9 protein-coding genes and 1 pseudogene are annotated in these 13382 nt (G+C 48.8%); 4 read left to right on the top strand and 6 right to left on the bottom strand.

What is annotated here, in order from left to right:
* Positions 1 to 8: 8 nt before the first annotated feature.
* Together U4E84_RS04225 and U4E84_RS04220 are read right to left on the bottom strand one after the other, a co-directional pair.
* Positions 9 to 581, bottom strand: coding sequence for a hypothetical protein (locus U4E84_RS04225; protein ID WP_322530850.1), 573 nt, complete (start codon positions 579 to 581; stop codon positions 9 to 11).
* A complete protein-coding gene (locus U4E84_RS04220; RefSeq protein WP_322530849.1) occupies positions 578 to 1465 on the bottom strand; it encodes a hypothetical protein in 888 nt (295 codons plus the stop codon). Before U4E84_RS04220 ends, U4E84_RS04225 begins: the two co-directional genes overlap by 4 nt.
* 118 nt (positions 1466 to 1583) lie before the next feature.
* On the opposite strand from U4E84_RS04220, the gene U4E84_RS04215 reads away from it, so the two are divergent.
* The gene (locus U4E84_RS04215) at positions 1584 to 2597 is read left to right on the top strand and encodes a nucleotide kinase domain-containing protein (protein WP_322530848.1); all 1014 of its coding nucleotides are present in this window, start codon (positions 1584 to 1586) and stop codon (positions 2595 to 2597) included.
* Between the two features lie 119 nt (positions 2598 to 2716).
* On the opposite strand, the gene U4E84_RS04210 is transcribed toward U4E84_RS04215, so the two are convergent.
* Positions 2717 to 3517, bottom strand: coding sequence for a hypothetical protein (locus U4E84_RS04210; protein WP_322530847.1), 801 nt, complete (start codon positions 3515 to 3517; stop codon positions 2717 to 2719).
* Positions 3518 to 4535: 1018 nt separating this feature from the next.
* Between U4E84_RS04210 and U4E84_RS04205 the strand changes: the two genes are divergently transcribed.
* The 3 genes from U4E84_RS04205 (at position 4536) to U4E84_RS04195 (ending at position 7239) form a co-directional block, all read left to right on the top strand.
* Positions 4536 to 5291: a PD-(D/E)XK nuclease family protein gene (locus U4E84_RS04205; RefSeq protein ID WP_322530846.1), complete on the top strand. Its 756-nt coding sequence runs from the start codon at positions 4536 to 4538 to the stop codon at positions 5289 to 5291.
* 72 nt (positions 5292 to 5363) lie between these two features.
* The gene (locus U4E84_RS04200) at positions 5364 to 5810 is read left to right on the top strand and encodes a hypothetical protein (RefSeq protein ID WP_322530845.1); all 447 of its coding nucleotides are present in this window, start codon (positions 5364 to 5366) and stop codon (positions 5808 to 5810) included.
* An 880-nt stretch (positions 5811 to 6690) separates the two neighbouring features.
* Positions 6691 to 7239 carry a hypothetical protein gene (locus tag U4E84_RS04195; RefSeq protein ID WP_322530844.1) on the top strand — a complete coding sequence of 183 codons (549 nt, stop codon included), beginning with the start codon at positions 6691 to 6693 and terminating at the stop codon, positions 7237 to 7239.
* A gap of 233 nt (positions 7240 to 7472) precedes the next feature.
* Here U4E84_RS04195 and U4E84_RS04190 read toward each other — a convergent pair.
* The 3 genes and pseudogenes from U4E84_RS04190 to U4E84_RS04180 all read right to left on the bottom strand — a co-directional run.
* Positions 7473 to 7652 (bottom strand): annotated as a pseudogene (locus tag U4E84_RS04190) (helix-turn-helix domain-containing protein); the annotation flags it as partial.
* Positions 7653 to 8024: 372 nt separating this feature from the next.
* Entirely contained in the window at positions 8025 to 8486 is a 462-nt protein-coding gene (locus U4E84_RS04185; protein ID WP_322530843.1) for a hypothetical protein, read from the bottom strand.
* A gap of 59 nt (positions 8487 to 8545) precedes the next feature.
* Positions 8546 to 12994, bottom strand: coding sequence for an ATP-binding protein (locus U4E84_RS04180; protein WP_322530842.1), 4449 nt, complete (start codon positions 12992 to 12994; stop codon positions 8546 to 8548).
* Positions 12995 to 13382 lie beyond the last annotated feature (388 nt).

The raw sequence follows: 13382 nt of genomic DNA, 5'->3' as shown, positions 1-13382 counted from the left end.
TCGCTGTCTTACAGAATGGATTCTTCTTCAATTTTGGTCCATCGATCGCTTAGGATCTGCTCAAGGTCGGTGCCCAGGTTCTCCGCAGCGATGAGAAGGTTAGAGACGATTTCTACTGTCTCCTCTTCCAAAACTTCGCGGGTGTTCATCGGTTCCATGTGGTCCAGCGATTCCATCGCGTTCGCCATACGACCCGCCGGAGAGGCCATTCGCGTGAACAGCCACTCTTTCAGCTCCTCCGAATCCATCACTTCATCGGAAGGATTCAGCGCGTCTCCCCATTCAGCGACTCCGTCTGCCTCAAGGCCGAACATCCCCTCCAGCTCACTTTGCAAGTCCAAGTTTAGTGTGTTCGCCGCTGCCAGTCCGACGATGAAGCTGTCAGCAAGCGTCTTTTCGATTTGATCAATCCGCATATCATCATCGGCATAGTCACGGGACATACGCCCCACGTATTTCGAAAAGTGGTGTACGTAGTGGTTCATCCTGTCCGGATACGGGAGTGTGAAGATATCGCGGTGATGCTCCTTATCGTGTTCCTGCTGCCGTTTCTGCAGGTCAAGTAGTGTGGTGTTGCTCATGTGTTGATCGCTCTTGCTGGAATAATCCCCCCACCATTATCACAGTTAGGGCACAGTTTCAGTGGAGCCTTATTTTCAAACTCGTGATCACATATTAGACAGAACCAGTCGGATACGCTCTCTGAGGCGATAAGAGATAGGTCAATATTCATCGTCTCCATTTTCGTTTCAAGAGTTTGCTTTGTTTCGTTATCCTCGCCGGCTTGCATCGTCCCGACGTAGCTTTGGACAGATTCCCAGTCGAATCCGGCTTCTCTCTCCCAAGTTGGGTATCGGTATTCGTGATACCGCTTGTTGATCAGTTCCAGTCGCCGGATCTCGTCGAGGTACTGTTGGGAACAGTCCTCCCGATCTTCGAAGAGACCAAGGAGAGTGTCGGTTGTCTCGGAGGAAATGAGTTTCTTTCTGAACCCGGTTAAAATCCCGTCGAACCCAGTTTCATCGGCTACGGTTTCGAAGCTGATCGGTGGGTAGATCCACTTCATCTCGTCCGCCACGAGACGGTAGTCGTCCTGGATGCTGCCGTTCCGGTAATTAGTGAGCAGCGGTGGACCCAGTGAGTACCAGCCGATATGGTAGTATCCGGCGAGATGACGCTCACCATTGATATTTGTGCAGAAGAAGAGGTAGGGTCGGTTGTTCTTCACCAGGCCGGATCGGATGTCCCGGGTGCAGGTAGAGCACAACCCGTAACTCATCGTCTCAAGGTTCGGGTCGCTCTTGTTGTCGTTGACCTTGGTCACCTCTCGAACAGGATATTTGCTGATCTCGTCCTCACAGTAGTAGAGTGTCAGATAGCTTTGGGCATCTTCCGATGCCTGATGCTCCTCCCACGAGCCGTTAGGGGGCGCGTAATCAGGAGCCCCATCGGATTCATACCTCATTTTACATCTCGGTTGACGTATTCTCCGCATAAAGTGTTTCTCCTACCGAATATTCAGTGAGGACATGTGTGTCGTAAGATTCAATGAGTCAACGATTGCCTTTCAGAGCATACGAGTAATGTCTGAGTCCTTGATACAGCCCGATGATATTCGGAATAGTCTCGATGAGGAATCTCTTGATCTGTTCTGGCAGTTCATCACCGAACGGCAGCAGGTATGGTATAGTCGGGTCATTGAAGGCCGACCGTCACCATGGACTGATGACGAGATTTTGCAGGAGTACCGATTCACGAACGTCTACCGCGAGCTGGATCCTGGGACACAGTACGTGATTCAGAACATCTTGGAGGTGGATGCCTCGCGTCAAGACAAGATTCTGAATGTGATGCTATACCGGTTAATCGGCCGGCTTGATACCCACGAGTATCTTGGGTTTCAGTCACTGGAAACATTCGATGCAGCAGAGTTCGAAGAGGAGCTGAAACATCGACGGGACAACTTAGAGGAGACGGTATTCACCGGAGCGTACATGGTGAGCGGCTACAATCAGATGGGTTCTTCTGATAAGGTGGAAAATGTAGCTGCGCTTTTCAATGAAATCACGGATGAGACAGAGTTCTTTGACAATATGCTTTCTACCGAATCGCTGGAAGAGGCCTACAAGCTAATCCGTTCACAGCACGGGTTCGGGAATTTCCTTTCGTACCAAGTTCTTGTCGATCTTCTGTACCCTGTAGACTACTACGATGGCGACTCTGTACTCTCGTTTTCTCCGGATGACTGGTCGGCTCCCGGTCCGGGTGCTCAGAAGGGGCTAAAACAGCTTGTCACAGAATTTAACGGTTATAACCGTCTTGACGTGATGCGGTGGCTCCGCCAAAACCAGCAACAGGAGTTCGAACGATTGGACCTGAACTTTCCCTACTTGGTGACAAAAGACGGGGACCGTTTGGAGTTGTCATTAGCAAATATCCAGAACTGCCTCTGTGAATTCTACAAGTACCATAAGATTCTGCACTCGAACGGCCGTGCCCGGCGCTGTTTCCGGAATACCGAAGCACGCTCATATGACGAACTGCGTGACTTGTATGAAGGATCACCTGTGATTAGCCTCCCAAACACCGCCGAATAGAGAATTTTATTTCGTACGCTCTTACCGGATACTGTAGAGGCAACATCTCGTCATTGACGACAAACACCGCGAGGTGGTGAATTTAATCCGAACCTCCATGCGATGCAGAGCCGACCCAGTCACCGGAGTTCTGGTGTCTTACTACGGAACTTCTCCGGGGTTATATCACACCAAAGTGGATCCTTGAATCCGAGCCATTCCTTATTATCCTTTTCTGCTCCGTCAGGATCATGACCACGGACGCAAAATTCACCAGCAAAGTCATCAGTGAGGTAGTACTGGCTAGAGCCGAATCGGTCATACGAACTAATTTGGAATGCTCGTGAGAGCAATCCTCCTGGGTCTGTGCCATCGATTATTACGACGTCATCGTGTTTTGACTCCCCCTCACCCCGGAAACGGAGTGAGTGAGCATTATTCGGGGACTCATTAAGCAACTCAACCTGACGCTCGCCTCTATGGTGTTCTAAGTCAATTACGTCGTTGACGGTGAAATGGCCAATCACATAGCGATGTTTTCGGCCTTCATTCTGAAGCCCCGCATAGAAGCCGAGAACATCCCCCTGACGTAGTTTTCTGAGTTCCCTACCGGTTCCGTTACTTCCTTTCTTGTCTCCAAAGGTAAGCGCCTCAAAATTCGGGTCTCGATGGAAAGGATGGTTATCGAGTTCGTCTCCTTGAATCCACTCCTCGTCTTTACTCGGCCGTATACGACAGAAGTAGGACGCTGCGGTCGTGTCTTGGTACGCGAATCCCCAATTCGCGTAGGTCATAGGTTCGGCTGTTCCGGTCTGTGTTTCAGGGATCGGGACGTACTCAAACGTCCCATCATCATAGACGGGGGGAAGTGGCTTCGTATTAGTGCCATCAGCTCCGATTCCAATTAGTAAAACCTTGGAGCCTTGATTTCCTTCAGACATACTCTCATCGACTCATCCCCTACTCATCAACTCAATGGAACCAGGCTTCAAGAATTATCACTACGCAGGATAATTCCTGAGAACATGCGTTCACTCAAAGAACACGACTACTCTATTGAAGCGGAACGGGGGGAAGAGCCTGACTCATCTGAGTTTAGAACACCCAATGACATCCAAGACTGGATGTCTAACAAAGCGAGAGACTATGCTGATGAATACGATGTAGAAGGCACAAATCCACGAGGCCGGTTCTACGTTGCAAAAACAATCGAGTATCAACCAGAGGCTGGGCTAACACAGACGGGAAGCGCTCCGGGATACCATGGCGGAACTTGGTCTCTGGCCACCTGTAAAAAGACAATGCGAGGGTACGGAACGGTTGACAGGCAATTTCGATCAAAAACAGAAGATGGCGTTCGACGTCCGAAGTACCCTTTCTTCGTAGCGGTTTTCGGAACTCGTGATCCGGATCGGTACCACACAACACCTCCAGAAGCACAGAAGCACCAGAATTGGCTTGCTTCGGTTGCTCTCGTAACTGCCGGTTTCGAGAGTATGGATGAAATGGCAGATTATATCTCGGAAAATCACTCCGAAGCTGCTCTACTCCATCGTCGAACTGCCGCGAGTGATAGTACTCCGCGTGCAAGGAACAGAGGCGATCTCCACGTTGATGACGACCACTCTGTAATGTATCCCCCAGAAGATCACCAACACGGACCCAACAAAACGGACACCTCCAGTTATTGTGGTTGCTCTCACCAACAGTCCAGGAATCGGAATCCGCTAAATCACGAGGACAACCAGCATAGTCACATCAAAATGGTTTCCGACCCAGGTGATTGGATCGCGTGGCGTCACCCGACTGTAGCATTTGAAGGTGGGTTGGAGCAAGGGAATCGAAAACTGGACGGGGGCTACGATTCACTAATTAGCAATCTTACATCAGTTGAATAGAGGTCCGCTGTACGTATCACCCAAGAGTAGCGATTAAGCCCCAGAAGTGCAACTTCGGTGCATGAGCATCAAGAGCGTTCGGGCGAAACACGACTCGCTCTTCGAGCAACTGGCGACATCTGAAGGCTCTTCACTCGCACCAAGCCGGATTGCCGGCCAATTTTATTGCGAAAAGAAGGTTGACCTCACACGCGAACACGGAGATATAGAAACCCCAGCAAAGACACGGGGCAGTAAGACTCACGAAAAAGCGGCAGAGGATTCCGAGGAGGTTTCTGACGAAGAATTCTGGAACACACTGGAGACTGGCGATCGACAAATAATCGTGGAGAGTCCGTTCGTTGGTGAGGCAGCCGACTTCCTCATCGGTGGAATCCCGGACGCCGTGCTCTTCGAGAGCCAGAAGCCACAGCTGATCTTTGAGCGAAAGACGACATCGAGACCAGATCACCTGTACAAGAATCAGAGTATCCAAGCGTGGCTTTACGGATTCATCCTCGATAGTTTGGGATTCGAGACAGACAATCTGAAGATTGCTATCCTCAGTCACGAACAATCACTTGCGCCCAAAAGTGGCAAGGAACTCCAACAGTCGATTATCGCCACCTATGACAAATGGGAGCTCGGAGACCAGGAGCTGACTGAGTCACCGAAATCTGTTCTTCATCTCTCCGAGTTTTCCAAGGTAGAGTACCTGGAGGATCTTAATTGGGCTCTCGGCTACTGGCGGGACGAACGTGAACCGATACCGACTAAGAAGGCTGGAAAGTGCCGTGCGTGCGAGTATAATGATGTCTGTCCGGATTCCCGGGCTTGAAAGCCATTACTATACATCTTGATCGTTCGTCAGAAGCGAAATCACCATAAACCGGTGATGAGATTGGCAAATATGGCATTAGTTTCCAGCCTTCCCTCTCGGCCCCTGACCGATGATGAACTATACGCCCTCCACACCAGCGGGAAGTTCGTCGCGGTGGTCCCGATTAACGCCGTCACAGATCCGGACAAAGACCGGAGGAGATCGTTAGTTGTAGGAGCAATCTTTGTCACGGAAAGCACTATCGTCTCAATCGAATACCTTCCGGATGATCGAAGTTGGTCGAAGGTATTCCAGGATGGAAATGGGCCGGAGTCGGAGAAGAATGCTGAGGGCGTTGTGGACTCGATCTTTGACGAGGCTGAGGCAGCCCTCGAAGAAGCAGCTGCCGAGATGGAAGCCAGCGGCGACGTAAGTGAAGTGGTTGAGCGGCAAGCGGATCCCGATGGCGAGACAGCTTTCCGGGACGCGGCAGAATTCGGAGAACTTCTACAACAACAATACGACAACGCCACCTAATATTTGACAAGCTATCTTTAGTGATACCGCTGGCATACAGACATCTTCCTTAGGGGAGTGGTTCTTACGCGAGCCTCATCATTCTGATGTGGACTATTCTACGGGGAATCAAGAGGCTCAACGTTATTTAGATTGTGAGCGTCCATATGGTTAATGAGTCCACTGGACACAATTGCTCCTCTCACGAAAGAGTATCACTATAGTGACCCCACCAAAACCGAACATATCGCTTCGGGATTAAGCGATTTCACCACAGGGTACCGTTAGATTGGTTTCTTGTGATCTCCGGTGAGATTGACGCATGGACTTACGAATTCTTCTTGGAAAACAAGAACCTATTTGAGAGGGGTTATTCAGTCGTAGCAGTTGACTTTGACTATGACGTGGACCCGAAATCCCGACGGTACTGGGAAACCGTTTCACGTCCTGTTCTGTAATTCTGAGGGAAAAACGGAAATGCTACTCCCGTACACATTACCTTCTTCGGCTACTGGAGTACGATGAGGACATCTACGAAGTAGGAACGGTGTGTCCAACTGACGAATGTGGGGGGTTCTCGTCGTTATCCAAGAAGAGATCGACCGCGTGCTACGGATGCTTCAAGAGGCACAAAACTCGAACAACGAAAGCCGCTCTAGTGTTATGGCGGAAGATAATGAGATTCTACAGGATGTATGGGTGCCGCCGACGTAGTATTGGTTGAACCTATTCCCATACACCTGTACCTGCACGTCTCACACCGTTCTTAGACCATCAACGCGTAGCCTGTGATTGTGAACAGTACAAAGAATAACATCATCCACGGTACTGAATGACGTGCCCACATTATGAATACTTCCCGAGGGGTGATATTCGATGACATCATGTATACAAAAATCCGGTGGGTGTTATTAAACAAGTAGGGTGGGGGGTGGTTGCCAGGCAAGCCGATGCACCTCTGGTAATTCATATGAAAAACGATTTCTCTTGGCGGCAGGAAGGAAGCCAAGTAACAGGGATCAGTATGAATGGTTTAGTTGATGAATTCGGGTTTCAATTACTGCAATTCATTGGGCTGAGTTTGCCTGCTGTGGCTCTCTATATGACCGTGTTGACTGAAGTGTTTATGCGGCCGTTTGTTAAGCAAATCCCGACTCTTGAGCGAGAAGGATCTAGCGTCAGGATGACGCCGGAAAACACAGAGCACCAAACGGTTACGATTACGAGTGCGCAATCGACGTATGAATTCATCGCTGCTGAACTCGCGCTTGGTATGTTGACGTTTTCCGGGATTCTGGTAATTGGAGCTATCGTTCTCACTTCGAGTTTGGTTTTCCTGACCGGCCTAGTTATTGCTGCTATTGGATACATCATATTCGGGATTTCACCCTTACTTCTTGCCTACAAAACAATCCGAGAGGCCTCAATGAAGTCGAAAAAAGATGCATAGATCGATTTCCTGTGTCAAGTCTGGGTGTTCTAGTATCGATACCTTGGTAAATATGTAGTGACGGCTCTATTGAAATGCTATTCTCCAAACTCATTTCGCCTGAAACAGCCGGTCGCTGAAGAGTGCGTATTGATCACTGTAATTTCTTCCAGTTCAACGAGGATCCGGACACCCGTGCGAGATACAGTGTGTATATCTCGTGCTGATCATCTCTCATTCTTCTACGAATCACCTCACTGGTGGCCGCGTGGGTCGCCGATAGCGTCTTTGATGATTTCGCCTTCAGCTCGATGTAGAATGCCACTTATCACCGATTTGTTGACCTCAAGCTCTTCGGCGAGATCGGTCAATAAACATCCTCGTGGATTATCGTAATACCCCCGTTTAATGGCGGCCACAAGAATTTCTCGTTGCCGAGGGGTGAGTTCATGGAGGACGTTTTACCCTTCTGTTATTGAGAGAATCTTGAAGATGTCCGCGACAAGTATCAGCCCCAGCAGGTGAAGGACTGCTGCACACGTCTGTTCTCGGACTCCGTTACTGGACGAGTATTGAGTCGAAATGGCGATGATCCGCGACTACTTTCAGACGCTACGGACAGGTGGCGTCAATGGCGTTTTCTCTACGCCTACTCTCGGTGTTCCAGATAAATGCCCGGAAACTTGGTAGGGTCATACTCTTGATGGCGGCCTACGAGCGACGGTGTCCTTTCCTCCGACGACGACAAAGCCGTCTAGTACTGGGCCAAGAACGCCGGAAAAGCATGACCTCTGTAACAATATCGTCTAAAGTAGAACTCCAATGATTGCTAGAAGCGTCCCAATCAGCGCAATAGCAATTCCACTTATACGGCATTCACGTTCGAGAGTCAGATCCAAGAGTTCCACTATTGATCTCTGAGGCATTTGAAAATCATATTCGTTCCATCCGTCCTCTTCCTTGGCCCTGATTGTCACAGCACCCGTCTCGATTTTTTCAGGCGTGTTATCTGGAATATCGCTCCTATAGTTCATATCAAGGTAGTCGATGAACGTATAACAAATAACATAGTCTTCAAACGTGAATCTACGCCCCCTCTTAGCTGAGAGGACGTACTCTCGCGCTTCGTAATAGTCTCGGAGTAATCGAGAATTCTTGTAGTATCTAATTCGCAGAAACCGAGGAAGATCAGGGAGAGCCAGGACGAGAGTTCCTATTAATACTAGAGCAATCCCCACTGACGAAACGATTGGAGACCAATTTATCATGAGTGGTAGAATCAAACTCCCCCGATAAGAATGCTGTCGAACAGTGCTGGCTATTTATTCTAATTTGACGGGGGAGATTCTATGGCACCCCAGTGTTGCACCTCGTTTTCATGTGGTTTTAGGAGTTCTCGCAACCACCATACACTTTGTTCGATCAGTTCTTCTGCAGCAACCTGACCACGTGTGTGTTTTACAATCCAGACTAATTGTGGGAAAATACACTGATTAGTCCTTGAGTCCAGATCGCTCGATTGCCACGCATTAAGGACCAACTTCAGAGCGTCTTCCCCCTCAATATCATGTAGTACCTCGCATACCAATTCGAACCGTCCGTGTCCGTACCAGCTCCAGGTCAGCAATCGACACTCAGTAATTGAACTCACGATTAAGGAACTGGCAATATCTTCCCTACCGTGTTCTACAAGTTTTTCCGCGATAGGAGCGACTACCGAAGGGTTGTATTGCCTGGTTTGAATTACTGCCTTACCGGCATTCTCCAATTCACTTGGAGAGAATTCGTCTAGTTCCCCCGTAGAGATCGGGTCCTCAAATTCATGTGCTGCAAGTGTTTTATGTATTTTCTCTGTCAGGTCAGGTGGTCTTTGTAAGTCACCTTTTCCGTAATCATCGGAGTCTTCAACGGAGACTATGTCCTCGGGGATCCGGACATCAAACGTTTCTGCAAGCTCTCGAATCTTCTCAGCTTTCCCCTTACCCACACCATTGCCAACGCGTTCACCTCTATTCATACAGCGTAACGCTAGTTTCACTGTGCTGTCCCATTCTTGTTCGGCAGCAATCAACGCAGCATTGGCGAAATACCTGATATCTTGGGTTGCATGTGGACGAGCTCTGAGCTTCCATTCGCGTATCTGAATTATTTCTTCAAGTTCCTCTTTTGTGATTCCGTCCGGATTCCGCAGTCGCCATTTTCGCAATCGTCGTGCTGTTCCGGTTTCCCTCACAGTATGAGCCACAGAATGGTAATCGACTGCGTTTTCATCAAGAAGCGTCGATAGAAAATCGTATTCCAAGTGACTTGTTTCATCACCATCTGTAATTTGATGGAGAAGGTTCGCCCAATTGATTAGCTGAATCGCTGTTCCTTCATGAGACTCCCAATCATCCTCGACTACATGGAGGAGACCCTCCCAAATGTCACTGAGGAGAATATCTTTGTGATATCCGTATCGAAACCCTCGTTCTATTGCTTTCTCGAAGTACTTCTCGGCATAGCCCATTTCATTTGAGTCAGCAGCTCGGATCGCAAGATCCATTAATTCTCTTGATGGCGGCTCCCCTGAGGGCTTTCTTCGCATAAGGTCACGATATCTTTCCTCCCACATCGATATATGCTGGTCCTCTGGATGGTGTGCATCACTTACACGCCGCATATCTTCAGCCAATTTACTCAGTAAATACGGCTGGTAACGTTCTGGATCGGCGATGTCTAATACATCATCGATTAATTCGTCCGTGCCTTCATCGACAACTTCAACGAACTCGTGCGTGGTCTTTCTCAGTAATGTCCGATATTGATTTCTTGCAAAATTCTCTGGTTCTGGGGAGCCAAGTTGACGGTTTTCCAGCAAATCTCGAATGAATGTAAGCGTGGCATCAGTCCAATTAGTTGTCTCAGTACTCGCTTTCCTCGTTGTAGCGGCACCAATGATAGCCACGAGTTGCCGAATGCGAGGTTGTTCCTTGGCCATGTCATCTACCTCGGTCAAGAGGGCATCGGGTGTAAACCCGAGATCTGCTAGTGTTGCTCCGACGTAGTATGCCTCACTGAACCGCGGATAGTCCTCATTGATGCTTCGTGCATCACCGAACTGGATCAAGTCGAGACTTCGTTTTACCTTGTCTTCATCAGCCCCACACTTCAGGACAGTATGAAGCGCTGGTGCAGATAAGTCGTTGTATGTTGAAAGCTCCTCCAGGAACCGATGCTGCCACTCTGCGGGAAGCTGTGAACCAATAGTCTCGCAAGCTTCTAGGGTTTTTGCCAGGTCATCAAACAACCACTCTGGTGGTTCAGGTCGCTCTTGGAGGTGAACTGGGTTTTCCCTCACACCCTTTAATACCTGATATGTGAACTGGTCTTCTGACTCGCCTGACACTATACCGCTGGCGTGCCGCCAGAAATCGTCAGGAGGGAGTATTCTTGCAGCAGTATCAAAATACGCTTCTGGTTTCCAGTCAAAGGACTGATCCCTTCCCTGGTTGTTCTCAAACCACTCTTCGAGCCAATCGGGATCTAACTTCTCAGGCCAGACAAGGGCAATGGATTGCATAGCGTCAAGAACAGCACCGCTCCCAGGCGAATTCTCCCGAGTCTGTTCAAGGAACCTGAGTGCTTTGTTTCCATCACCTAACGCAATATAGTACTCTAATCGATCATCGACATAGACGGACAGCATACCATGAGTTGTAGCTCCGAGAATCGTACAATAAAAGACGGTTGCGTAGTCACCAGCTTCCACTGCACCCTCAAATGCAAGCTCTAACGATTCCGTTATCTCACTGATATGAGCGCCTTCACGCCACCAGCGCAAAATGTTATCTTCAGAAGCCAAAACACGGAGATGTTCCAGACCGGGTCCATGTTCAGCATGATATCGCAACCTGGTCTGATAAGACGGTGAGGCAGTAGATTTTTCGAAATAAAACTTGTACAAGCTTTCATGAATCTCTTCCTTCTCATTCGAACTCAATTCCTCAATGACAAACTCACGGAAACTAGCGTGGAATATATGATACAGGTCTGAATCACTTTGCTCCAGTGTGTGAGCAAGTGCCCCGCTCTCCAACTCAGCCTTATTTTGAATCCAAGGAAGATCAAGAATTTCGTATACGAGTTCCGCCTCCATGGCCGTCGGACTAACTGCGATCAATGAGAGAACATCACGTGAATGTGGACTCACCGGCTCCCATATTCGTTCGTAGTATTCTCTCAATTCCCCATGAACGTCAGGTGCATCGGCCACTGCTGAACGCAAGCCGTCCTCTATACTTCCAGGATTAGATCGACCAGTTCGTAAGAGGTGGGACAGTATCACCGGAAGCCCATTGGATACTCTATACACCGAGTCGAGAAGTGCGGAATCGACAATAACACCATTTTGTTCAAAATAGGTTTCAATCTCAGTTCTTTGCCAAGCCGGTACTGGTTCTTGATTATCTACTGACAGTGTCTGTTTAGCTTTTTTCGACAGTTCTCGCCCAACCAGCAGAAGCCGAAGCGGTTCTGGGATACTTAACTTCCCAATTTCATCTACTATCGTGCCTTCAATATCTTCGTGGGTGTTCATCCCTTCCGGATTCGGAAGCGCATGATCTAACCCATCAATCATAACTATACCCTGCTGATTGTGTTCCTTGGCCCAATCTGCTACGGAATGAATGTGATTTTGTAAATCATCAGTTCCCGTCCACACTGGAGTGTTATCGGAGTCGAATGCCCCTGGGAATTTATTTCGTAACTGTGCTGCTATCTGATCACGGAACCACTCAGGATCAATCCGATCACTCGCTTCTGATGGTCTATCCGAGGGGGAAAAGAGATTATATCTGATTGTTCGAAACGAATCCCTCTCCTCCAAACTATTGTGGAGTAGCTCTATGCCTGTAGACTTCCCGCTTCCTGGTTCGCCTTCAATGAGATGCCGCTCCCCACCATCTACCATTGAACTTCGGAGATCGTAAATCCAGTCAGGGATTATACAGTCCTCATCCACAGGAAATACTTGGGGGATTTCTTGAACAGAGGGTAATACCTCTAACCGATCAGCAATGATATCACGGGTTAGGCGATGTCCTGGATCTTCACGGGCCCGAGCTGCAAGGCTTATCGCTCGTTCGACCAATGTTTCAGAATCCGAGATTCTTGGATTGACCCTATCATCAAAAACCGGCCTGACCTCATCAAGAACGTGGTCGAATATCTTTGTCGTCTTCAACCCTTGAAAAGCCTCTTCCTCCTCGTCCAATTCAACACCGGGAACCTCAAATATGAATTCAATTTCGGTGTTTTCCGAGACTGTTCCTGGTCTATCTGCGAGCTGCTGAGTTTCAAAATTCAACCCACCGAATAAGCGAAACTCTGAGCCATCGCATGCTAATGGAACATGGGACGGTTGAGGTGCATTGTACGACGTGAATACGATAAACCGGGACCCAGCATCTCCGTTCCGCCTTGATTTCGCAGATTCAACCAGTTTTTCAACATTCAATCGACCTGAGCCGCCATTGAGATCGGTTTCGGTGAAGCGGTAATCTGGTCCGTTTTTTACTTGAATACAGATAGTCTCCTCCTCCGTCTCTAAAATGATATCATCAAATCTATCGTCCTCATCGTACGGCGTTTCGATCTTGACAGCTTTCGAATCGCCTAATAGAACAGATAGCATGCAGATCCCCCCAATGATATCCTGGAAAAGATCACCGCGTGCGAGACCAGCTTTCCGCTTGGCTTTTAGAGCCAATTCCGAACCGTCTCCACTACCCACTTCACTCGTGTTATTCATTGCTTGTAAAGTCGTTTTTACAAAACTCGTGTTATCACATACACGCATCAATGTATTGGTCAAACTACGAGACGCGAGGGTCCGCGAGACTCCTCCGAGCAAACAGCGCTTAGGACGTCACAAAGGAACTGGTAGACGAAGACAAATTAGAGGATGAATTGACAGAATTTGAATAAGAATTCGACGAAGTGACGGAAGCGCGAGTGAAGTCCAGGAGCGGACACACATGGCCGGTAAGCATTGCTCACGATTGAGCAGAGCCGTCAGAAGCGAGCACTACTGGCAACCCCAGTCCTGTACCAACATGCGTGACAAGCACCATACCGGCCCGTACGGGCCAGCATGAACCTTCTTGTCACTGCCTCTCGAA

Source organism: Halorubrum sp. AD140 (genome assembly GCF_034497445.1).
In the GTDB taxonomy this organism is placed as follows: Archaea; Halobacteriota; Halobacteria; order Halobacteriales; family Haloferacaceae; genus Halorubrum.
Note: the sequence above shows the minus strand (reverse complement) of the source record. Positions and strands in the feature narration are given on the sequence as shown.